21 protein-coding genes are annotated in these 23060 nt (G+C 28.8%); 8 read left to right on the top strand and 13 right to left on the bottom strand.

The window, feature by feature from the left end:
- The first annotated feature begins 2 nt into the window (after window positions 1–2).
- The 3 genes from Q1A46_RS02100 (at window position 3) to Q1A46_RS02090 (ending at window position 2689) form a co-directional block, all read left to right on the top strand.
- Window positions 3–368 carry a hypothetical protein gene (locus Q1A46_RS02100; RefSeq protein WP_299673499.1) on the top strand — a complete coding sequence of 122 codons (366 nt, stop codon included), beginning with the start codon at window positions 3–5 and terminating at the stop codon, window positions 366–368.
- 181 nt (window positions 369–549) lie between these two features.
- The gene (locus tag Q1A46_RS02095; RefSeq protein ID WP_299673497.1) at window positions 550–987 is read left to right on the top strand and encodes a hypothetical protein; all 438 of its coding nucleotides are present in this window, start codon (window positions 550–552) and stop codon (window positions 985–987) included.
- Window positions 988–1705: 718 nt separating this feature from the next.
- Window positions 1706–2689, top strand: a complete 984-nt coding sequence (locus Q1A46_RS02090; protein WP_299673495.1) for a HEPN domain-containing protein — start codon at window positions 1706–1708, stop codon at window positions 2687–2689.
- A 183-nt stretch (window positions 2690–2872) separates the two neighbouring features.
- Here the strand turns inward: Q1A46_RS02090 and Q1A46_RS02085 are convergent, their stop codons facing one another.
- The 3 genes from Q1A46_RS02085 to Q1A46_RS02075 all read right to left on the bottom strand — a co-directional run bounded on the left by Q1A46_RS02085 (window position 2873) and on the right by Q1A46_RS02075 (window position 4541).
- Complete coding sequence (locus Q1A46_RS02085) at window positions 2873–3514, bottom strand: DUF6266 family protein (RefSeq protein WP_299673493.1); 642 nt, start codon at window positions 3512–3514, stop codon at window positions 2873–2875.
- Window positions 3515–3651: 137 nt separating this feature from the next.
- Window positions 3652–4092 carry a hypothetical protein gene (locus Q1A46_RS02080; RefSeq protein WP_299673491.1) on the bottom strand — a complete coding sequence of 147 codons (441 nt, stop codon included), beginning with the start codon at window positions 4090–4092 and terminating at the stop codon, window positions 3652–3654.
- 281 nt (window positions 4093–4373) lie between these two features.
- The gene (locus tag Q1A46_RS02075; protein WP_299673489.1) at window positions 4374–4541 is read right to left on the bottom strand and encodes a hypothetical protein; all 168 of its coding nucleotides are present in this window, start codon (window positions 4539–4541) and stop codon (window positions 4374–4376) included.
- A 542-nt stretch (window positions 4542–5083) separates the two neighbouring features.
- Here Q1A46_RS02075 and Q1A46_RS02070 point away from each other — a divergent pair.
- Window positions 5084–5656 carry a Panacea domain-containing protein gene (locus Q1A46_RS02070; RefSeq protein ID WP_299673487.1) on the top strand — a complete coding sequence of 191 codons (573 nt, stop codon included), beginning with the start codon at window positions 5084–5086 and terminating at the stop codon, window positions 5654–5656.
- A 3-nt stretch (window positions 5657–5659) separates the two neighbouring features.
- Complete coding sequence (locus tag Q1A46_RS02065; protein ID WP_299673485.1) at window positions 5660–6097, top strand: hypothetical protein; 438 nt, start codon at window positions 5660–5662, stop codon at window positions 6095–6097.
- A 420-nt stretch (window positions 6098–6517) separates the two neighbouring features.
- On the opposite strand, the gene Q1A46_RS02060 is transcribed toward Q1A46_RS02065, so the two are convergent.
- From Q1A46_RS02060 to Q1A46_RS02015, 10 genes are all read right to left on the bottom strand, one after another.
- Window positions 6518–6985, bottom strand: coding sequence for a hypothetical protein (locus tag Q1A46_RS02060; protein WP_299673483.1), 468 nt, complete (start codon window positions 6983–6985; stop codon window positions 6518–6520).
- A 304-nt stretch (window positions 6986–7289) separates the two neighbouring features.
- Window positions 7290–8195, bottom strand: a complete 906-nt coding sequence (locus Q1A46_RS02055; RefSeq protein WP_299673481.1) for a DUF5655 domain-containing protein — start codon at window positions 8193–8195, stop codon at window positions 7290–7292.
- Between the two features lie 28 nt (window positions 8196–8223).
- Window positions 8224–11334 carry a type I restriction endonuclease subunit R gene (locus tag Q1A46_RS02050; RefSeq protein WP_299673479.1) on the bottom strand — a complete coding sequence of 1037 codons (3111 nt, stop codon included), beginning with the start codon at window positions 11332–11334 and terminating at the stop codon, window positions 8224–8226.
- Window positions 11335–11351: 17 nt separating this feature from the next.
- Entirely contained in the window at window positions 11352–12542 is a 1191-nt protein-coding gene (locus tag Q1A46_RS02045) for an AAA family ATPase (protein WP_299673477.1), read from the bottom strand.
- A 20-nt stretch (window positions 12543–12562) separates the two neighbouring features.
- Complete coding sequence (locus tag Q1A46_RS02040) at window positions 12563–13735, bottom strand: restriction endonuclease subunit S (protein ID WP_299673475.1); 1173 nt, start codon at window positions 13733–13735, stop codon at window positions 12563–12565.
- Window positions 13732–15282 (bottom strand): type I restriction-modification system subunit M, encoded by a 1551-nt coding sequence (locus tag Q1A46_RS02035; protein ID WP_299673473.1) that lies wholly within the window; start codon window positions 15280–15282, stop codon window positions 13732–13734. Before Q1A46_RS02035 ends, Q1A46_RS02040 begins: the two co-directional genes overlap by 4 nt.
- A gap of 148 nt (window positions 15283–15430) precedes the next feature.
- A complete protein-coding gene (locus Q1A46_RS02030) occupies window positions 15431–16324 on the bottom strand; it encodes a hypothetical protein (RefSeq protein WP_299673471.1) in 894 nt (297 codons plus the stop codon).
- Window positions 16325–16329: 5 nt separating this feature from the next.
- Window positions 16330–16614, bottom strand: coding sequence for a helix-turn-helix domain-containing protein (locus Q1A46_RS02025; RefSeq protein ID WP_299673469.1), 285 nt, complete (start codon window positions 16612–16614; stop codon window positions 16330–16332).
- A 101-nt stretch (window positions 16615–16715) separates the two neighbouring features.
- Window positions 16716–18764, bottom strand: coding sequence for a hypothetical protein (locus Q1A46_RS02020; RefSeq protein WP_299673467.1), 2049 nt, complete (start codon window positions 18762–18764; stop codon window positions 16716–16718).
- Window positions 18765–18767: 3 nt separating this feature from the next.
- Window positions 18768–19985, bottom strand: coding sequence for a site-specific integrase (locus tag Q1A46_RS02015; protein WP_299673465.1), 1218 nt, complete (start codon window positions 19983–19985; stop codon window positions 18768–18770).
- A 956-nt stretch (window positions 19986–20941) separates the two neighbouring features.
- Between Q1A46_RS02015 and Q1A46_RS02010 the strand changes: the two genes are divergently transcribed.
- The 3 genes from Q1A46_RS02010 to Q1A46_RS02000 all read left to right on the top strand — a co-directional run bounded on the left by Q1A46_RS02010 (window position 20942) and on the right by Q1A46_RS02000 (window position 22969).
- Window positions 20942–21409 carry a hypothetical protein gene (locus Q1A46_RS02010; protein ID WP_299673463.1) on the top strand — a complete coding sequence of 156 codons (468 nt, stop codon included), beginning with the start codon at window positions 20942–20944 and terminating at the stop codon, window positions 21407–21409.
- Between the two features lie 207 nt (window positions 21410–21616).
- Window positions 21617–22048: a hypothetical protein gene (locus Q1A46_RS02005; protein ID WP_299673461.1), complete on the top strand. Its 432-nt coding sequence runs from the start codon at window positions 21617–21619 to the stop codon at window positions 22046–22048.
- 15 nt (window positions 22049–22063) lie between these two features.
- On the top strand, window positions 22064–22969 hold the full coding sequence (locus tag Q1A46_RS02000; RefSeq protein ID WP_299673459.1) for a hypothetical protein: 906 nt from the start codon (window positions 22064–22066) through the stop codon (window positions 22967–22969).
- Window positions 22970–23060: the final 91 nt, after the last annotated feature.

Genomic DNA, 23060 nt, shown 5'->3' with positions numbered 1-23060 from the left:
TTTTGAGTGAAACTGAGTCTAAAACAGAGGATACTGAATTTGCGACTGACTATGAAAGAATTGAACCAACCAAAACGGAACTTGAATCTAAAAAAATTGAAAAGCTCGAATTCAAAGCACACTGGAATAACGAGAAAATACCATTAACATTCAACAAAATTTTGGATAGTCCAGTAATCCAAGAACTCAATAAAAGAGTGAAAAGAAATGGACGGAAATTAATATTAGAAAATTTGCAAGGAACTTATTTCGCATCAATTTTCGAAAATAACGAACGAGAAACGCTAATCGGAATTAAGGAAATAGATGAGCAAAAAGCAATATTATTTGGATTTCCAGAAGAACCTTATGAAATAAAAGCTGAATAAAACACTATGCACAACAAAATGTATAGTTAATTGCTTACAGATTTATCCTTCGGACAAATCTCGCAAAATCAAAAGTTCATCTCTTTTAATTAACTTTACAAATAAAAAATCGCAAATAACAATACAAAAACGTTAGCAATAATATAAACGAATCGTAAAATTGAGAAGATATCTGAATTTATTGACTTTACTATCACTACTCACCTTTTATAGTTGCGCTTATGAAGCTCAAAATAGAGAAAAACTTGAATCGTCATTTGAAAACAACTTTGGTTTTAAACCACCTGAATCTATTAAAAAAATAAAACTCAAAAATTGGGGAATGTATGACACTCAAGTTCATTGGATGTCATTTACACACAACCAAACTGTTTTGGACAAAATAATAGCTCATGACCAACCTCTGAACATTGCCGAAAAGAATAACGAAGAATTTAAACATATTGTCGAAGAATTGCAGAAAGGCACTCATAATCCAAAATGGCTAAAAATACCGAACGACAAGACTGACAAAGTTTATTACAAGAGAGATTTTTTAGACCATACATTTAGCGAATATTACTTGTGGACTAATAGTGAAACTGGCATGAGTTATTTGTATGTACATTTTTTTGACTAAATATACAATTGCCAACAAAATGTATTATTAATTGCTTGCGGATTTATTCCTTCGGACTAAATCGCGCAAAACCAAAAACTCACCACTTTTAATTAACTTTACAACTAAAAATCGCAAATAACAATACACAAAACGTTGCCAACTATTTGAAAAACTAAATTATAACACTGACTTTAAGCCTTTTGACTAACACTGTGATTTCACAAGAAATCCATTCTGAATATATATTCAAGAAAAAAAATCAAATAATAGAAATAAAATTACATGGAGTTATGTAGACTCAGATCATTTAATTTTATACAAAAATGAAAAATTTCATAGAACTAAATTTTTTAATTACCATGAAATAATTTATTCAGAGTTGAAAGGAAAATGGAAAATCCAAAATGACACTTTAATTCTAAATATAAAAAAGAAGAAAGAAAATAAATCGGTCAAAAAATGGACTAAGATTAATTCAACAATCAGGTATCAAATCAGAAAGAGAAAGATTAAACCAATTGACGGAATTGAATTCTACGCAACACGGAATTTAAAACGGTTAAAAAAATGATAACGGTAGGCAACAAAATGTATAGTTAATTGCTTGCGGATTTTTCCTTCGGACAAATCTCGCAAAACCAAAAACTCATCACTTTTAATTAACTTTACAAACAAAAAGCTCAAATAACAATACACAAAACGTTACCTACAAGCTGAAAAAATGGTAAAAAAGAAAATGAAGAGAAATTTAATTAATGAAATAACTTCTATTAAATCAAGGTCGGAATTTAATACTCGATATGATTTTAAGACAAAATTGAATGATATTGAATATGCGTTTAAAGAAAATTTACATTACAATGGAAAATATAATCAAGAACTACTGAAATATATTCCAATAGCTACTGTTGCTTGTTTTGAAGGCTTTTTTAGGTCTACATATAAGGAACTTATTGATTTTGGTAAACCTTTTAGTGACAATATAGTTAAATTCAATCAAGCAAAAAATGTGAAATTTGATTTTGATATTGTAAATGCTATTCAGACAAAAACATTTTCAATTGGAGAGTTCATCTCACATATATTACCTTGTAATAATTATAAAGATATTAATTCCAATTTATCCACTTTAATTGGAAAGGACTTTACTAGTGAAATTAAACTCTTTGAAAAAGAAAGCATTTTTGAAAAAGTAAAGGAAACCTCAAAAAATTTTAAAGAAAATTCAAATCAAATTTTTGCTGACATAAATAGGACATTTGAATTAAGACATATATTTTGTCACGAGTTTGCAACAAATTTTGATGTTAACAGAGAAGAAATATTAAGATGCTTTTCTAGTGCTAAAACATTTATAAACCAAACTAATAATTTTATTTGGGAAACAATATATCCAAATGCACCAGAAACACAAACTGAAATGAATATTCAATCTAATATTGAGTTTGAAAAGGTTGATAAAGAATTTTTAGAGCTAATCGACTTAATTAAAGAAAGAAAAAGTAATAACTTCGGAATTGACCCTGAATTATTTGATAAGAAACTAAATCTTTGGAAAGATTACAGAAAAAATAAGGCGGAATTAGATGCATCACAAGTAGAAGGAGGAACTATGTATCCTACTATCTATATAAATAGTTTGAAAATAACGACCAAAGAAAAAATCGAAAGTCTAAAAAAAGAATTTGAACTTGAATTAAGAAAAAAAGCCAGTAGGTAACAATGTATTATATTAATTAACTCAATTAAAGCCTATAAATAAAGGGTTTAAAAAGATTAATTAAAAAAGGGTACAACATAGGTATAACATTTTAACCAATAATTAGAAGTAATCTAAAGGCATAAAAAAACCGCTTCTAAATTAATAGAAACGGTTTTCAAAATGTATTTAAACTTAAAGTTATTAAGCAGCCGTACCAGAGCCTAAATACACACTATTTGATACTTGACTACCATCAGCAGAAACAAACGCCATAAATAGCTCTACTGTGTCTCCTGCATAGGTGTTTGGAATTGTTACCGATTGAGAACCTGCTGTTCTGTCTGCACCATCTAAAATATAAACAGATTCTTTTTTACTTGGATTGTAAACTAACAACATTGCTTTATCTGTTGCATTTGCGTTACCCTCTGCCGAGTTATCACTCCAACCAAAATCCACTTGTCCTGGTGTTGTTAAGTCAGTAGTACCGTTTAACACTCCAGATAAAGAACCTCTACTCAATAAAGCTAAAGAATAATCGATTGTGAAGTTAGGTGCAATCCCTCCTACTGCATTATTTAATACATAAGACATTGCAGCATTAAATTCGGTTTTCTTTGTCGCAAAAGACTTGTAACCAACTTTTAAAAACTCTTTGTTTGGCTGTAAATATTCCAATGTAACCGTAAATTTATTACGTTGGTTTACTTGCCCCTCTGTTCGAGGATTCGCCACGCTTGATGGCTTAATTCTGATATAGTCAATACCTTTCCAACTACCACCGATGACATTACCTACTTTTCCAGATAATCCGCCTAAAATTCCTTGAGAAATCTTTCCCATAATATAAAAACAATTTAAAAATTACACGTTTGGATTTGGTACGGACTTTATATTGCTTTAAAACCTTTATTTCACTATAAATATAACCAAAATAATGCCATTTTGTTACTGTTTTATGGCGTTACGATGCCTTTGCACTAGGCTTCTTTACTTTGCATTAGTTTGAAACAATTACGAATGTATGCGACCTTTAAAACTGCCATTTTATCAATGACATTTTGAAGCTCTTTTTCCTTTTTACTGATAACCTCAACCACTTTTATATGTTTTTGCATCTGGTCGCTTATGTTTGAAGTAGATTTTAAACCTTTTTTAAGCGTGTTTCCGCAATCATCTACAGAAATAAACGGAATAACACTACCTTTTAAATAATAAGCGTAAAAACCGCCTATTTGCAACATCATAGATAAATGAAAAAGTGTGTTTTTATCTGTTTCGGTTTTTGTGATTACTACAAAACAGTTAGGACAAGGATTTGAAAGCGGTTTTCCGCTGTTAAGTCCTTTGTTTAGGATAAAAAAATGAGGGTTCGAGTAGGTTCTTCCGATTTGGTGTGTTTTCATTTCAAAATAAGGCATAGCTATCCAATTAAAAGTTCGCTACGCTCACACATATTTTTTTTGAAAATGAAAAAGAAAAAAATTAAAAAAAGAAAGCCTTTCGCTTTGTGGCGTGGGTAAGGCTGTCAAGCTTTTTTTAAAAAAGTTTTTGAAAAATTTTATTGAAAAGGAAATTGCATTAATTAAAGCCAAAAGTTGTTTTGCAGTACTAATAAAAAGTTTTTAAAAAAACCGTAGGCTTGAGCTTTATAGCCTTAAAGCGTGGGCTGTAGGAAGCCACATATATTTGCTATCTTTTATTAATTTAATGTTATTCCTGCCAATATAACTATTATAACAAACAAAATGATTGTGAAAAGTTTAGTGCCAAAAGAATCATCACCTTCAGGATTTTCGATTTTATTACCGTTTTCATCTATATCGTGAGGAAAGAATAAATCAAATAAATCTTCAATCATTTGTTTCATAGTATAAATATAACTTTTCTGGGGAATTAACACTTAAAAAAATAGGTTTTAGTACAGTATTGAGCGTTGGATGAAGCGTTTGTATGGGTAGCGTTTTAAATAGTTGTTTGATAAAACAGCATTTAAACAAGCTACTTATACAGGACTTTTAGACAATAGCTTATTGCTTTTTTGAGGTACGATAAAAAGTAATGTGCTATGGCGTATTACTACACTTTATAAACCTATTTTTTTATAACCGCTGACTTGGGTGGTGGGGAAAAGTGGACTATGATATTTGTTAACGAAATGAAACAAACAAAGACTTGAGGTAAGGAATACTTGGACTTAACGATGGTTTTGTGCAGCTTGAATGAGATAACAAAATAAATAAAAGCAAGATGAAACGTATTGAATAATAAAGTTATAACATAATGTAATAGGCAATATTATCAACTACAAAATATATTTAATATGAACAAATAATTTATATAAAATTGTATATTTTTGCTTAATATTACGACTAATATTCAGACGCTTACATAAAACGGTACTTCTATTATATGAATATACAGCAAAAAAAAATAGAAAATATTATTTTATATTTCGCAAACAAAGCGAATAACAAAACTATTGATAGGCTTAAACTAATGAAACTTATTTGGTTAAGTGATAGGTTGCATCTAAATAAGTATGGTAGGCTTATAATAAAAGACAGATATAAAGCATTACCAAATGGACCTATTGCATCAAAAGCTATGGATATGTCTAAATATTCTTTACCTGATTCTTATGATGTAGAAGAATATAATATTAAAGCTAAAGTGAACTATCAAGAAGATTATTTCTCTAAATCAGATTTAAAAATACTCAATTATGTTTGGGATAAATTTGGTGAAATGGACACTTTTGAATTGAGAGATTATTCACATTTATTTCCTGAATGGAAAAGATATGAAAACGAATTACAAACAGATAATTTTCCAAATAGTTATGATATTGTAATACAAGATTTCTTTATGAAACCAAATAATGACAGTATTGATTTTTCAGATATTTATAATGAAGAGGAATCTAAATTGTCTGAACAAGATTTTAATATACATAGATCTATACAAAGTTTATTGAAATCTTAATCTATGCTACCGCCAGACTTTGTAATTACTTCTACACTAAAAGTTGGTGTTGTCTATAAAATAGAAGCACCAGAATTAATACAGACAGAAGAGCCACATTATTTTACAGTTGTAGCTATAGCTGAAAGTGATAATTTTTTGGTTTTAAGCACTACACAATTACATAAAAAAATAAATTACTTGCAAAAAAAAGGGTATGATTTAGATACCCTTGCACACATTACACCAACAGAAAATAACGGACTTACACAGGATTCTTATTTCAATTGTAATGAATATTATACTTTGACAAAGGATGAATTAATAGATAAAGTGAAGGAAAACAAATTAAATATTGCTGGAACTTTCAATAAGGAAGAATATAGTACTCTAGTTAACTCTATTACTTTAAGTGAAGTCAACGATATACCTAAATTCTTATTAAAGTACGATACTATTTAAAATAGTAATTGGCGTAAATAAAAGTACAAACCAAACTAGTAGACTTTTTTTAATGCTAGTACGAAACCTTGTTAGATGTTCGGAATTGCGCGTTGGAATAGCGGATATTTTACATAATACCAGTTATAGCTACAAAATGCATTAACACTGCGATAGCAAACCTTTGAAAAGTGCCGTTTGCTACTATAACTTGTATTATGTAAACATAGCTTTGGGTAGTTTTTGGTGTGAGCGTTGGTAACAGCTTTTTACTTTTTTATTGTACCGATTTATTAAAATATAAACGCTTAAATAAAACAAGTAATGTGCTGTGTGAGGGATGGCAACCAAAAACTACAAGCGCGTTGGCGAGCGGAACAAAATAAAAGACAGAGGATTTTGAGGTACGAAAAAACTGGGTTTTATTTTGTGTGGACTTTTTTACTTATCATTCATTTGCTGAACTGCAACACTAACCTCTGTAAGACTTGATTTATCAGCTACTTTAGTTATTAATGATATGTAGTGTGTATTATTAGCAGGATCTTCAATAATAATTTCATCTTTCACAAAATCCGTAACTTTCATTAAATCAAAAAGAGCATTAAACAAACTATGTCTAAACTCTTGTGGTTGCATTTTTTGGTTTCGTGGTGAGATAAAAATATCTGAATCACTAGTATCACAATAGTAATAAAGCACTACTTGATTTTCATTTAGGAAATCTTTTATTATTCTAGTTAAAGCAATTAAATCTCTTAGACCTAAACCTACTTCTGTAGATTCTACTAAAAACAATGATACGTCAACAACAGGCAAGGAAAAATCTTGCTGTATAAAATCTTTAAAATTTATAAGAAATTTACTTCCAACAGAACTTGTATATGGAATTACAGTATTGAAAGCCATTAAGGAAAACTACTTTTTAAAATATAGCTCCTTATTAGAAAGCAACTCTTTTTTGTTGTTTTCTTTATCTTCTTTAAGAGATCGTACAAAGGAAAGAAGTCTCTCAGAAGGTTTGTTTATATGTAAAGTTTTATTATTCATAACTTCATTAATATTATACAAAAGTATATAATTACTTTATTTAAAACAAATATTATACCATTTATTGTTTTATGAACTAAACACTTAACTGTATCATTGACTTTATTAATTAGACGTTTATGTTTAATAATATTTACAAATACATAACTAAAATATACTGTATTTATATAGCTTGTTTAATTAAGTATAAAATATATTCTAAATTATCTGTATTAGTAATAACTATTTCATAATCTCCATTACCCCAATGTCCTGTATTTGATACATCACGCATTAGATTTTTAGGGTCTTCTAGCTTCCCTTTTGGCAGATTTATAAATAGTTTTATTCCTTTCTTGAGTGTTACAATATCTGCTATATTTTTATCTTTTTTAAATGCTATATATAGTTTTTTAGGTTCTAACTCAATATCATCTGCTAAGTTTAAAATAGCTTCTTTATAGGTTTCGTAAAGCTCTTTTACTTTATCTGGATAACTATCTAAATGAAATTCTTCTGTATAAACTTTTATCTCTTTTGTTACTGCTTCTAATTGTGTATTACTAGATGTTATTGGCTTTATACTTTCTGCTGATTTACTTTTCTTAATTTGGTTAACACTAATTAAATTATTTTCATAGCGCTTAACTTCCCATAACTCAATAGCTATATCTTTAAAATTTGTGGCTGTTTTTTGATTTTCGGTAAAACTTGTAGATACAAATACTACTCTTGTTTGACTCCAATCTATATCAGTACGCTTTAAGTTTTGTTTTAGAGTTTCATTATATTCTACTATAAAATCTGCTTTGTTTTCGAGCATTAAACTTAAATAAGTGAAACCTTGGTCTACTACACTTATATTTTTACTTTTCTTATATTCAATAATAATGAATGCATTTGATTGCGTATCGTAAGCTAAAGTGTCTATGCGTTTATTTTTAATTGAGAACTCTGATTTTACTAATTGCAAATCCATTAACTCATTTAAATTATGTTCAAAAAGCGATTGTATTTCTCTTTCTAATTTAAATGGTTTCTCTTTTAAAATGCTAATATCATCTTTTGACTTTAAATTATATAAATGCATAAAATATACTTATTAGTTTTTAAAAGAATTATAGTTCATTACTAATTCTTTTGAACTTTTCAACAAATGAAACAATCTTTTGAAATACATTTTGCTTTTTAGTCAGGTATTGAGGGTTTAAAGGACTCATTTTGGGCAAAATAGAATTTAACTCCGTACCGTTTTCGCTTGCATATTCGCGTTTTAAAGATGCCAAAATATAACGTTTTGCCGCTTCTTCGTTTAAACTTTCTTCTTCAATTAATTCTGCTGCTTCTTTTTTCTGTTTTACTTTAGCATAAGCATAGAAATCATCTATAATCGTAGCTTTTTCTTTTATATCATCTAAATCTGTTTCATTGATAAAATCTACTACTAAACTTTCTTTTGCTCTATTGCCAACACTTGCACGAATTACACGTCTTATTTCTTCTACTAAATCTTCCTTGTTCTTGGCTTTCTTATTACTATCAAAAATTAATTCTAAAATATAGTCTAAGTTTATTTCTTGAGATTTTAATAAATCCACTTCAAAGACTACATCATCCCAATCAATATTTGATTCTTCTGCTTCATTACCTTGTTTTTCTCGTCGCAACCAATCACGAATGTCATTATAGGTAGAGCGATAATCTTGTATTGTTCTTTCTGCTGGTACTTCAATAGCTTGCATACTTACAATATCTTCATCTGTTAAGAAGTTTTCTTCTTTAAATGATTCTATAGCTTCTTCATCTGTATAATCAATACTTTGCAATTCTTTAAGATGATTAAACTCATCATAATTTTGCAATATATTTTCTACGCGTAAATATTCTCCAAAGAGTTTAGAAAATTCTTTTTTATCCTTTTGTGTTTCTATTTCATCAGGATTTGGGAATTTTTCTTTTAATTCTGCTACCACTTCAATATAACCTCTTCGTGCGTTACCAGTTGCTATATCCGTAAAACCTTCTAAATATTCTTTATAGCTTTTTTCTAATACTACATTTTTAGTACTACTATCGCCAAACAAAGTAATTGCATCAATTGTTGCCTGTTCTAAATCTCTAAACGTAACAATATTACCAAAGGTTTTAGTCGCATCGTAAATACGGTTGGTACGTGAAAAGGCTTGCATTAACCCGTGATAGCGCAAATTTTTATCTACAAATAATGTATTTAATGTAGGTGCATCAAAACCTGTTAAGAACATTCCTACCACAATTAATAAATCTACTTCTTTGTTTTTTACACGTTTGGCGAGGTCTCGGTAATAATCTTGAAAGCCTTTACTATCAATGCTATAATTCATTTTAAAAGCCGCATTATAATCGTCAATAGCTTTTGTTAAAAACTCTTTAGCACTTACATCCATAGCTGTGGGCTCAAAGGTTTCGTCTTGTATTTCACCAATTGCTCCTTGTGCTTCATTGGCTGCAAACGAAAAAATAGTTGCTATTCTTAAAGGTTTATCGCTGTCTTTTTGAAGCTTATTTAATTCTTCATAATAACATTTTGCTGCATCTACACTACTTACGGCAAACATGGCATTAAAACCGCTATTACTGCCTTTTGTACGGTGTGTTTTTTGCCTGTAATGTTTTAAAATATATTCTGAAATTTCTTTGATACGAACAGGATGTAATAAGGCTTTTTTGTTTTCTGCTGCCGATAGTTTTTTTAAATCTTGTTCCGACTCAATTCCTTTAAATTTAGGACGGACATCGTTATAATCTACTTTAAATTTTAATACTTTTTCATCTCTAATAGCATCTGTTATTACATAAGAATGTAATTCCGTACCAAATACGCTTTGTGTAGTTTCTGAACCTAAAGCATTTTCAGGAAAAATAGGTGTTCCTGTAAAACCAAACTGATAGTATTTTTTAAACTTCTTTTTTAAATTCTTTTGCGCTTCACCAAATTGCGAGCGATGTGCTTCATCAAAAATAAAGACCACTTGCTTTTGATAAATCGCTAAATCATTTTCACCTTTCATTAAGTTATTTAACTTTTGAATGGTGGTTACAATAATTCTATTATCGGTTTTATCTATATTTCTTTTTAAACCTGCAGTACTATCTGAACCGTTTACACTATCTGGCGAAAAGCGTTGGTATTCTTTCATGGTTTGAAAGTCTAAATCTTTACGGTCTACTACAAAAAATACTTTATCTACAAATTTTAGTTTTGTTGCTGCTAAACGTGCTGCTTTAAAACTGGTTAATGTTTTACCAGAACCTGTAGTATGCCATATAAAACCACCACCTTCTGTGGTTGCCCATTTTTTAGCATTATATGAACTTGCAATTTTCCATATAATACGTTCTGTTGCTGCAATTTGATACGGACGCATTACTAATAATGTATTATTACTATCAAAAACCGAATAGGTTAATAATACATTTAAGAGTGTTTGTTTTTGAAAAAATGTAACTGTAAAATCTTTTAAGTCTTTGATTGACTTGCTTTTTACATCTGCCCAATTCATGGTAAAGTCGAAGCTGTTTTTATTACGCTTTACAGTATTGGCAAAATAACGACTGTCTGTACCATTAGAAATTACAAAAATTTGCAGGTACTTAAACAAAGAGTTTTCTGTATTAAAACTTTCTTTTGTATAACGATGTACTTGATTAAAAGCTTCACGAATGGCAACACCTCGCTTTTTTAGTTCTACTTGTACTAAAGGCAATCCGTTTACTAAAATTGTAACATCATAACGATTTGCATGTGTGCCTTTCTGCTCGAACTGTGAAATAACTTGAACCTTATTACGTGAAATATTGTTTTTATCTACTAAATATATGTTTTGAATATGTCCGTCATCAAATACAAAATCGTAAATGTAGTTATCGTGTAGCTTTCTTGTTTTATCAACTAGGTTATCACTTGGTTTGTCTAAATACTCTTCTACAAAACGTACCCATTCTTTATCTGTAAATTGCATATCGTTAAGATTTTGCAATTGTACACGCACATTTGCCAACATAGCTGTTGGTGTGGTTAGGTGTTTTACATACTCATAGCCTTGGTTTATTAAATCTTGTACCAATTCTTTTTCTAAATCTGCTTCTGTTTGATACCCAGAAGGTGTTTCATTTACTTCTGAAAACTTTTTGTAGTTATCTAAAACAATGAAATTGTTTGATTCTGCTATGGTTTTATATTGACTCATTGGACTACAACTATTGTTTAAGCTTGTTCTATTTCTATCTCTTCTTGTAAATATTTGGAATTATCTAATAAATATTTAAATAAATAATTAACCATTTCTTTTTCAGGTGGTGTTGGCTCTCTCACTTCTTCACTTGATAGCGTACTATGACTATAAAAATTCATAATACGACTTACATATCCTTCTCTATTATCATTTGGTAATAATTCAGACCATTTACTATAACCTAGAAAGTTGGCTGTTTTTTCATACAAATTACGCAACAACACAAAATGAAATTTAGAAACTTCATTATTATCAATTGCATTTTTTATTACGTCTCTTAAATACAGATGATATGAAAAGCTTTTGTTAGAATCACCATGTTTAGGGTCTAAATTAAACGTACCATCTTCATTTTTACTCAACAAAAAAGCTCCCTTTTTCTTAGCAATACCAAGCTCATTGTAAAGCACATTATAAAAAAGTGGATTATGTGTTGAAATTATAAATTTTAAGCCATTTGATTTCCTTATCAATTCAGCTAAATTAACTGCTAATTCTATTAAGTGATTTTCATCTAAAGAACTTATTGGGTCATCAATAAATATATATTCTACATCATCAAATTGATTGGTTGCTCTATCTTCAGGTTCTGGAATATTTAAAAGCTCAACTACTTGTTCAATTAAACTATAATAAACACACCAAATAAAATTACTTTCTTCACCTTTTGATATTTTAATATTATTCTGGCTTTGGTCATCACCACTAGCTACAGAAAATGTTACTTCAGAATATGCTTTTACAACAATATTTTTACCATTTTCATCTTGTATTGTATACTCTTCATTGAATAGCGGTGTTATAGAATCTGTAGTAAAGTGTTGAAAGTTTTTTACGATATTATCATCTAATCCTTGGTCTTTTAAAAAGCCTAGTGCTAAATCTGTAAAATTGTTAGGACGAATTAACAACTTACGGTTAGTGTCTGCATCTAAATCATTATCCCAATAAAATAAATCTTCTGTAAATGCATTGTAATACATTACTTTAATACCTGATTCTTGCTCCTCTTCCTGTTCTTGGTTAGAAACTTTTGGATCTACCAACAATCTGAATTTACGTGATAGGCGTGTTTTACCCGTACCGTTAAAAGCGTAGATTAACTGTACCTTTTTTTGACTGTCTTTTAGCTTTTGTGCTATTTCTGTTAATGATTGCCCCATATTCTTTTTCTAGCTTTTTTTTATTCTGGAAACGTTAGCAATTTGTTTCTATAATACTCGTATTGTTTTTTACGTAATTCTATTTCTTTTGGTAAACCTTCACTGATGGATGTAGTTAATACATCAAATTTATCAAGGAGGTTTACAATTCGCTCTTGTTCTTCTAAAGAAGGAATTGGGATTTTAAAATCTTTTACTTTAGCATCAGAAATAGCAGGATACGCAGAACCACTTTGATTTTCTTCAACATAGTTTCTAAAACGATTTGATGAAACACAAAAGAAAATCCATTTGGGTAAGACAGATTTTTTATTAGGTCTCAAAACACAATAACCAGTGCTAGCAATATCATTAGAATATTCTTCAGTTATTAAGCAAAGTCTCATTTGAACAGGTCTAGTTGTAGCAAATATCACATCATCCTGTAGAACTATTTTTTTAGCTCTACTTGGAGCATTTTCTTTTGTTATTTCTGTTGTTTCAGTAATTATATTTTTATCTCGACAAACAGAGGATAAATCAATATATCTATAAGTTTTATTTGTGTCAAACCATTTAATGTTTGAGGTTTTTAAAACCACCTCTCCCAAAGTCTTCCAATCCACTTCTGTTTCATCAAAAGTTAGTAATTGCTCACGATAATACTCGTATTGTTTTTTACGTGCAGTAAGTTCTGTAGTAAGTTCTGTAGTAAGTTCTGTAAAGGTATCTAAAATACGAACAATTTCTTTTTGGATTTTGAGTGATTTCTCTGGGTTATCAGAACATGGTATTGGGATTGGGATAGTTGTCATCTTACCTTTGGTCAATTTGGCTCTCCCTCCACCTGATAAAAATGGTATGAAATTGACCGTTGTTAAATAATGAAACAAAAAGCGACTATCAAGGCTATTAACACCTCGAATTACGTGTACATGATTATTTGCCCAAAATTTATCGTTCGCCCATTGAATAGAATAATTTTCTAAACTTGCAGAACCATCTTCTGCAATTAAAATATATGTACCTTCATGCGTATAACCTTCAACAAAATCCTGAATATTATTAGCACCATAATAAGGTATTTTTCCAGGAATACGTAAAGAGGATTTAACTGGTTTCCTACCAGAATTTGCTATCTCAACAAAGTCATTATCACCCAAAGTTTTCCATTCAACATCAACCCCTTCCAATAATTTATCTAACCTACTCATACTTCAATTTCTTTTACAATATTATCAATATCAGCACGTAGTTTGTCTATTTTTTTAACCGTGATAGCAACTTCTTTATTAAGTTCTTTAATATCAATTTTTTCGCGTGTATCTTTAGCTTCTACATAAGAACTAACAGAAAGGTTGTAATCGTTTTTGGCAATTATACTATTGTCTACAGATTTTGCTATGTGTTTAACATCTTCCTTACTATCAAACAATTGCATCACTTTTTCAATGTGAGCATCTGTCATTTCATTATTGTTAGTTACTTTTTTAAAGAAGTCTTCACCACTTGCATCAATAAACTGTGTTTTGGTATCTCTTTTACTTTTAGAAAGTACTAATAATGTTACTGCGATAGAAGTACCATAAAATAAATTAGGTGCTAAATTGATAATGGTTTCTACATAGTTGTTATCTACCAAGTACTTTCTAATTTTCTGTTCTGCACCACCACGATAAAAAATACCAGGGAAACAGACCAATGCAGCTCTACCTTTGCTTGATAAATAGCTCAATGAATGCAATACAAATGCAAAATCTGCTTTCGATTTTGGAGCTAATACTCCTGCAGGTGCAAAACGGTCGTCATTAATTAACGTAGGGTCGTCGCTACCTTTCCATTTTATAGAATAGGGTGGATTAGATACAATGGCATCAAATGGTTTATCATCTCCTAATTTTGGATTCATTAAGGTGTTACCCAACACGATATGAAACTTATCGTAGTTTACATTGTGTAAAAACATGTTCATACGCGCCAAGTTGTAGGTAGTGTGGTTTATTTCTTGACCAAAGAAACCTTCTTCTATAATATGATTATCAAAATGTTTTTTAGCTTGTAAGAGTAATGAACCAGAACCCACAGCGGGGTCATATATTTTATTGATTTTATCTTGCTTATGCATTGCCAATTGCGCAATGAGTTTCGATACGTTGGTAGGTGTAAAAAATTCACCACCAGATTTACCTGCATTGGCTGCATAATTATGAATCAGAAATTCATAGGCATCACCAAAAAAATCAATATTACTATCTTTAAAGTCACCTTCTAGCTTTAAACCATCAACACCTTTTAAAACAGCAGATAATCTGCTATTTTTATCACCTACTGTATTTCCTAATCGATTACTCGTTGTATCAAAATCGGCAAATAAGCCTTTTATGTCCTCTTCTGATGGATACCCATTCGCAGAACTCTCAATAGATTTAAATATTGCTGCTAGGTCTGTGTTTAGGTTTTCGTTATCATCAGCATTTTTAACCACATTAACAAATAACTGACTCGGATAAATAAAATAACCTTTTGTTTTAATAGCATCATCTTTAATTTCAGGTGTAATAACACTATCTGGTAAACTTGCATAATTTATACTATCATCACCAGCTTCAATATAATCTGTGAAATTCTCACTAATAAAGCGATAAAATAATGTACCTAAAACGAAGTGTTTAAAATCCCATCCATCAACAGAGCCACGTACATCGTTGGCTATTTTCCATATTTGATTTTGTAATTGTGTTCTTTGGTCTATGCTTGTCATTTATTTTTATGATGTTTTATTACAATACTAATGACTTAAGTAAAGTTTTTATCTAAATCTAAAGGTTAAAAATATAATATTAATCTGACTTAATAATACGATTTACTACATTTACTTTATACCCCATTTTCATGTTATATTACAAGTACTAAAATAGCGTGTATTTTAGACTCATTTTTAATCGCTCATTTATGTGTATTAGATACTTATTGTTTGATAACTTTTTGATTCTATTATACACCTTTCTACGATTGCTAAATGTTTCAGAATGGTCTATTTTATATTGTTTTAATATCTCTTGATTTTGAAATAACGCTAAAACCTCTTTTTCCTTGTTAGTAAGCTGTGATAATGGAATAGTTTGTTGCTTTTCTATTTTATCGTACTTACTCATTAACTCATCTGCTAACATTTTATATTTCTTTTTATCTATTAAATCTTTAACGGTATAAATACCAATAGGGTTTTTACGCTTGTTTAAATTACGTGTATATATTTCTAACTCGAATCTAAATATTGGTTTCCCTATTATTATACGTTCGTGTGTTTTTACTTCAAACGTTTTATCATAGCCTTTAACGTTATAATCTGTAAGATAGAATTTTTTACCGTATTCTTTATTAGCACCCAACATTGTTATTGGTGTTTTACCATTCAGACTTAACCAAGTATTTAGGATTGGTTTTGCTTCTTCTTCTACAACTGTGCCTACTGCTACATAATGAATATTAGCGTTATATACATTGAACGGTAAAACACTATCTAATTTCTTTAATGCTTCAACGACTTTTGAATAGGTAAACAACTCGTAATTATTACCTATATACCATTTTTGCAATGAGTTATTACAAGAGATTATATTTCCTTTTAATTCAAGTTTTAAGTTATTTACTGTGGTTTCATAAGCTTTAACTTGATTTGTTTTTTTATTGAAAATAGGTGTCCATTTTAAGCCTTTCCAAAAAAATGGGTTTTCTTGTTGTTCTATAACTTCTTTAGGTAATTGTATTACTTGATGCTTTATTTTAAGCGTATCGTACAAAACGACTACCTTTTATTTTTAAAGGCTTTTCTATAATTATTATCTAAAAGCTTTTGAACATCACTCATTCGATAATATATTTTAGAACCTATCTGCGAGAATGATATCACACCTTCGTCTCTCCAAGTTTGAGCAGTTCTTTTACTAATATTCATTAATAATAAAAACTCTTGATTGTCTAAAAATGTGTCTTGAGGTTTCTTTTGTTTTTCCTCTAATTGTCTGTTTAAATCATCTAAACGACTAACTAAATCATTGTACTGTTGGGTGCTTAAAATTACTGCTTCCATTTACTTAATTTTTAATGTTACTAATTATTTCTGTAACAAATATTAAGCTCTGGATAGGTACTTATAAGGCTGACCTTATAAGACCTTTTATTAGCTGTATTTTAATGAAGTGGATTGTTTTTTATGTATTGTTTTGCCTTTTTATGATAATCGTCTGATGTATTTGACCAATCTAATTTTGATTTTAATTCTAAATTAATTTGATTAGCGATTATATCACATAATCTTTTTAAACTCAATTTTGGAATGATATGCTCTTCTCTTAACGCTTCAATTACACCTCTTACCGTTCCTTTGCTTCTGTCACCTAAATTATATACTCCATCTTTTGTAATTGCTAAATCTTCAAGTATTTTTAAAATATAATCTTGCTTCTCTTGAGTTACAAATGTTTTAAAACTATCCGTTTCTTTTTCTAACAATAAAGGTTCTGTATGATTAGTTAATAAAGTAATAGGACTAATTTGTACTGTTTCTTTTATAAATTCGGCTTCAATAGACAAAAACTCTTTAAATAGATTTGGGTATTTATCTTCTTTGTCTTTAAAATCCTTTTTTCTGCCTAAAAAGCTTCTAAACTTTAACTCTCTATGTCTTAACTCTTTTAATCGGCTTTGTATATATAACACCTTATTATTAGGTTCTGCATTATCTAAAACACCCTGTAATCGTGTTATACTTTTCTCAAATATTCGACTATACTTCTCACGGTGATTATAAAAATGAATATCTAATGGCAATGAAGTGGTATACATTTCTTTAAAAAAAGAATCCATTGCTTCATCTAATTCAATTGATAATTCTTTATCCAATACCATATCTTGAGTTAATGATAAAATCATTAAATGTGAACCAGTATCCTTTTTGAAGTATATAGTTTTAGAATCAAAAACTTCATTAAAAGTCAATGAAATATGCCAACTAATATTTTGTAAAATGTATGCTTCTTTTAAGTTCTTTAAATATTCTTGTTCTTCATTATTAAATAATGCATTAATCTTAAAATCTGATATAAGCGGATTTTTATTTTCATCCCTTAATAGATAAAAAATTTGCTTTTCTTCAATAGTATTATATTTATCTATCTGCTTTTCAAATTCATTTCTTAAATAGTTACGAATCTCTTTTTTACTTTTTGTCGAATTAAATACAAAGTCTTGTATCTCATCAATTTTAGGTTGAAGTTCATTTTCTGCTTCCTTAATTTTTTGATTTAACAAATCTTCCCAAATAGGATATTTAAAAGGTGCTTGAATAGATTTGCCTTTAACTATATCTTTTAACCAAGATAAAAAGACATCAAGCGTGTAAAACACCATATATTCATTACTAAATAGCATTTTAGGCTCACTTGACAACTTAGTTAACACTTTACCTATTGATGATGGGTTTAAGCGTCTAAACTCTATTCTGTCGTTAAAAAAAGATGGGTAATTATATAATAACAATTCATCGTTAAAACTATCTACATCAAAACCTTTAAAAGCAAAAAGTTTAGATAGTATTCGTTTTATTTCTTTAGCATCATTTAAAGATTCTATTAAATCTTCTTCAAGTATTTGAATCTGCTGATTAAGAAACTCTAAAGGCTCATCTATGTTAGAACAATATTCTTGATGATTTTTCACTAATAATTCAACCTCATAAGAAACTACTTTTATAAGCTTATCAGATTGCCAAGTAACCATTTTATAATAATCCTCTTTTTCTATATTATACTGGTTATCAAACGTAATCAGATATTTACATCCCTTACCAGATAAAAAATCATTATAAGTAAATTTTGGTATTTGCTTTTTTAAATCACTAACTCTTTGATGTGTTAAGTAGTTTATCTTACCTAAATAAACAGCTTCTTTTAATTCTGCAAATTCATCTACATTCAATAAAAAATGTCTACTTGAAAATTGTGAAAGCAACCAATCCACCGAACTATGATTTTTTATATAGTATGGGTGTTTATTTTTATCTATTAAATTCTTAATTCTATTCTCTTCAGCTATAAGAAACTTAAATTTTTCAAAGTGTTCCAGATTCTTAATCTTATTTAAAACGTTAGTTTTAAAATCTTCTTCTGCTTTTTGTACTGCCTGAGAATGAATGGTATCAAATTGAGCTTTTAAAATAGTATTGATTGGTTTATTAATCATATTCTAATTGATGTATTTATCTACTGCGTTATCTAATTCACTACCTATTATTTTTGCATATACTTGCGTAATACCAATATCGGAATGATCCATTAATTTAGAAACGTGTTCTATACGCATACCATTGTTTAATGCTCTAGTAGCAAATGTATGGCGGCTTATATGGAAAGATAAATTAAACGGTAATTCTAATTCTTTACCTATTCTACTTAAATACATATTACTTAACGAAATTGCCCTATTGGTTATTAAACTTCTATGTTCTCTATCTTTAAAATATAACTCGTCAACTTTTGCAAATGGAAAAATTATATCATTTTGCTTTTGGTCTTGGGTTTTGTATTTCTCTAAAATACCAACCGCTTTTTGACCTATTTTTATACTGTGCTGTCTTTTGGTTTTTCTTATCGTTTTTGTGATTCTATTATTTTTGCTATCGTAGTTTTTCCATTGCAATTCGATAACATCGCCAAAACGCAACCCACCAGAAAAAACAGAAAAGATAAACATATCTTTGATAACTTGTGCTTTATGTTCTTGTGGCACTTCTAAATTCATAAAAGCTTCAAACTGCTCTTCGTTTAAATAACGCTTTGTAGTCTTGTTTTTCTTTACTTTAAACTTTGTAAAAGGTGCAAGTTCATTAGATATTAAATCTTCGCTTATGGCTTCTCTAAACATTAAATTTAAGATTCTAAACGCATAATTTATAGTTGTGTTATTGTTGCCTAATTTAGAACTGCAATGTGAAGCATAATTTTTTAAGGTTGTTGCTGTAATATCATCAAACATTATTTCACGATGCCCTATAAACCTTTCAAACTTTTCGATGTTGTTTTTATAGCTTCTGTAAGTGGATAGTGTTACAGTATCTTTTAACTTCTCACATCTATCATAAGCAAACTCAAAAAAGTTAATTAAGGGTTTACCCTTAATGGCTTCTTTTATTCTTCTTGCTGATGTAGATTGATTTCTTCTTTCAAGGTCTGCAACTTCCCCTTCTGCATCTGCTATCTTTTTAGAGATGTATGCGTTTAGTCTTGTAGAGCTTTTATGATTCTTCTTTACTTTTTGTTTATCTTCATCCCATTCATTGGGCTGTAATTTTACGCTTAATGAAATGAATTTAGTTTTTCTGTTTTTAATTACTCGTAAATAAAGCGGTGCAAGTCCTGCTTTATCTATCTTGTTTTTTCTTAAAACTACTTTAATTGAAGACATAAAACTCTGGTTTTTAAGCTGTGCAATTGGGCGCAACGTGTTACTAAGGTACAACAAAGGGTACAACAAACCTAACATTTAGTAGCATTTTATTGCATTAATTTGCATTATCTAAAAACACAAAACCTTTATAAATAAAGGGTTTAAAAGCAATTTGATAAAAATGAGAGATAATACTATATAACAATGTATAACCGCAATTACGGTGGATTCGACTACGTCAGAATCCACTCGGAATTGCTAAAGCCTGTGCTAAAACGAAAATTAACGCATATTAAACCGTAACTGACGGTTATACGATACCGTTGCCAACCATTTGAAAAACTCAATCAAGAAAAGAATATATTTTAAAAACAATTAATGATTTAGATAACGATTATTTATGTTTAGCTTTAGATGACGTTTTTTTTGATGCCGAAGGTTTTTGGAATTATAATGACTATAAAAAATTAACAGAAAAATTATTTCAGTTACTTAATGTACCAGTAGAGATAAGTGGTTTTGGAAAAAATGAAGATAATTTAATTAAACTGAATATTAAGATTGATAACGTATATAAAAACTTCACATTTGATAAAAGAGAAAACGGAGATTGGATTGATAGCGAATATCTTAATGAGATAAATTCAATTCTAAAAGTTTTTTCTAGAAAGAAAATTTTTACTTTACCTGCAGCTGATCAAATAGTTAATTGTATCATTATTTCAAGTAATGAGTATTCAGATTTTTTAGAAAAAGGACTAATACCAAAAGAACCTGATTATCTAATTAGAATTGAATATAAAAACAGTAAAAACTAACACTAACAAAATGTATAGTTAATTGCTTGCGAATTTATCCTTCGGCCTAAATCTGACAGCACCAAAAGTTCATCACTTTTAATTAACTTTACAAACAAAAATCGCAAATAACAATACACAAAACGTTGGTAACAAAAACAATAAATTTAAATAATTATGAAAAAGACTATCATTTTCACCTTTTTAATTACCGTATTATACGCTTGCTACCCTGTTAAGCAAATAGTTTCAAAAAATTATAAATTAAATGATGACTTGTCATTTACATTAATCAAATATTCTGAGCCTCCTACTCAACCTTACTTTATTAGAAGTGAGAATGAAAAATATGTAACTATAAAAATCGAGATGAAAAACTTGACTAGTTACGATAGAGAGGTAAATTTTTGGAACTTTGAAATTGGAAGTGATGAAGGAATATTTGATAGATACCCTTTATGGAAAATCGTTAGTGGAATTCAGTTAGCAGGAACTGTAACGAAAAGCACTAAATTTCTTCCTAATGAATCTAAGAAAATTTGGCTAAATTTTATTGTTCCTAAAGAAAAGAATATTAAGTATATAATTTTTAACGGAAATAAAGAAGAAATTTCGTTTGGAAAGACAAAACAATCTATATTATAAATTGAATATAGTTAGCAACAACATTGCTAGAGATTTCCTCTATTAGAAAGATAAGCTAATTTCATTTAGCAGGTATTTAGAGTTTCAAATAAAGAATTTGAAAAACGATCAAAAAATAAAACTGAATGTAAAAACTAGGCACAACAACACCTAAACTATATTAAAATGCAGCTTAGCCAAAATCGCTCTACACAATGAAAACAAAAAATGCACAAACAAGATAATCCTAAAAAAGTTGCTAAAATTGTAAGTGAAAAATATAATCAAAAAGGCTATGTTTTAGATTTTAGTATTGAAAGTTTAGAAAACGAAATAGATAATATACTGGAAAAAGAAATTCCACAGAATTGGATTGAATCAGCTAAATTAGAATCAGAATTAACAGCATACATTGGAGAAACAATATGTCAACTTTTGAATGCTAATTGGAAAGGAGAATATTATTTAAAAAATAGCGCAATGAACTTCTATACTTGTAAAATTGAAAAAAATGGATTTGAATTCAGACCAAGTCATTTCATTAGTTATTATCTGAGTAATGGAAAACAAAATGAAGGCAGTTTTAAGGAATATTTATACTCAAGAGATTACTCAAAAGGAATTTTTAAAGATTTTTCAATAACAAAATTTTACCGTTAGTAGAGATTAATTACAATGAATAAAACAATTTTAACTTCAATATTTATATTAACTTTAAGTTTAGCCTTTTCTCAAAACTTAAAACAACAACTTTGGAATTTTGCAAATCCTTGTAACAAAGCAATAATAGATGGTTATGAAGAATCTTTTGATAAGAAACATAAAAACCTAAAAGACTATTGTAAAACTTGTATTGATGACTCTAGAAATGGTTATTTATTTATTGAAGGTGAATGGCCAACATGTGGTTGTTCTTGTTTAAATGAAATTGGAGCATACCGAAAAACAAATGGAAACTATACTTTATTAAAATATGAATCATGGCCTTGTTCAAATTCTTTTGGAATCTACACAAACGAAAATTTGATAGATATTTTACCTAAACACTTTAGTTTAAAAGAATTTAATTCCACTGCACAAATGGACACATTAAATTATTTTCATTTAAAAATGAAAATACCAAGGATTGGTACAGATACAAAAGTAAAATTGAAACTATTTCCTTTGGGCCAAGTTGGTATAGGAAAAATTGGAATATCTTATAACACAAAAAACTCAAAAAAAATTTATTGGTCGTTATCTTCAATTGAATGGAAAATCATTAAACATTTAAAAAATGATTATCAAATTCAACTAATTATGGATAAAAAAATAAATGACTTGCCTCAAAACATAAAAAATAAAATTTTACCTCAAATTGGAATAGATAAAGCATTTAAATCCGAAAAAGAATTAATAACAAAATTATCTTACATCAAAAGAGTATATAATGCATACATGTCTTTACAATATACAGAGATAATTTTTTCATGGAATCGGATTTTAGGAAGATTCGAAATAAAAGATAAGACTGGAAAACCAAAACAAATGTCTTTTTTAAAATTCATCAAGGAGTCACAATATTTAAGTCCTGCCTGTTAAACATTTACCAACACTATGCAAACGCAATACTCTTTTAGTGTTTTAGACAGAGTTAGTTTTCCTTTTGATAGTTCTATGTTACAAATTTTAG

Source organism: uncultured Tenacibaculum sp., from assembly GCF_947502995.1.
GTDB lineage: Bacteria > Bacteroidota > Bacteroidia > Flavobacteriales > Flavobacteriaceae > Polaribacter.
Note: the sequence above shows the minus strand (reverse complement) of the source record. Positions and strands in the feature narration are given on the sequence as shown.

Coding starts and splice junctions, on each gene's coding strand:
- Q1A46_RS02090 (WP_299673495.1), top strand. CDS start 1,706: ATGAAGAGAAATTTAATTAATGAAATAACTTCTATTAAATCAAGGTCG.
- Q1A46_RS02085 (WP_299673493.1), bottom strand. CDS start 3,514: ATGGGAAAGATTTCTCAAGGAATTTTAGGCGGATTATCTGGAAAAGTA.
- Q1A46_RS02080 (WP_299673491.1), bottom strand. CDS start 4,092: ATGCCTTATTTTGAAATGAAAACACACCAAATCGGAAGAACCTACTCG.
- Q1A46_RS02075 (WP_299673489.1), bottom strand. CDS start 4,541: ATGAAACAAATGATTGAAGATTTATTTGATTTATTCTTTCCTCACGAT.
- Q1A46_RS02070 (WP_299673487.1), top strand. CDS start 5,084: ATGAATATACAGCAAAAAAAAATAGAAAATATTATTTTATATTTCGCA.
- Q1A46_RS02065 (WP_299673485.1), top strand. CDS start 5,660: ATGCTACCGCCAGACTTTGTAATTACTTCTACACTAAAAGTTGGTGTT.
- Q1A46_RS02060 (WP_299673483.1), bottom strand. CDS start 6,985: ATGGCTTTCAATACTGTAATTCCATATACAAGTTCTGTTGGAAGTAAA.
- Q1A46_RS02055 (WP_299673481.1), bottom strand. CDS start 8,195: ATGCATTTATATAATTTAAAGTCAAAAGATGATATTAGCATTTTAAAA.
- Q1A46_RS02050 (WP_299673479.1), bottom strand. CDS start 11,334: ATGAGTCAATATAAAACCATAGCAGAATCAAACAATTTCATTGTTTTA.
- Q1A46_RS02045 (WP_299673477.1), bottom strand. CDS start 12,542: ATGGGGCAATCATTAACAGAAATAGCACAAAAGCTAAAAGACAGTCAA.
- Q1A46_RS02040 (WP_299673475.1), bottom strand. CDS start 13,735: ATGAGTAGGTTAGATAAATTATTGGAAGGGGTTGATGTTGAATGGAAA.
- Q1A46_RS02035 (WP_299673473.1), bottom strand. CDS start 15,282: ATGACAAGCATAGACCAAAGAACACAATTACAAAATCAAATATGGAAA.
- Q1A46_RS02025 (WP_299673469.1), bottom strand. CDS start 16,614: ATGGAAGCAGTAATTTTAAGCACCCAACAGTACAATGATTTAGTTAGT.
- Q1A46_RS02020 (WP_299673467.1), bottom strand. CDS start 18,764: ATGATTAATAAACCAATCAATACTATTTTAAAAGCTCAATTTGATACC.
- Q1A46_RS02015 (WP_299673465.1), bottom strand. CDS start 19,985: ATGTCTTCAATTAAAGTAGTTTTAAGAAAAAACAAGATAGATAAAGCA.
- Q1A46_RS02010 (WP_299673463.1), top strand. CDS start 20,942: ATGAAAAAGACTATCATTTTCACCTTTTTAATTACCGTATTATACGCT.
- Q1A46_RS02005 (WP_299673461.1), top strand. CDS start 21,617: ATGCACAAACAAGATAATCCTAAAAAAGTTGCTAAAATTGTAAGTGAA.
- Q1A46_RS02000 (WP_299673459.1), top strand. CDS start 22,064: ATGAATAAAACAATTTTAACTTCAATATTTATATTAACTTTAAGTTTA.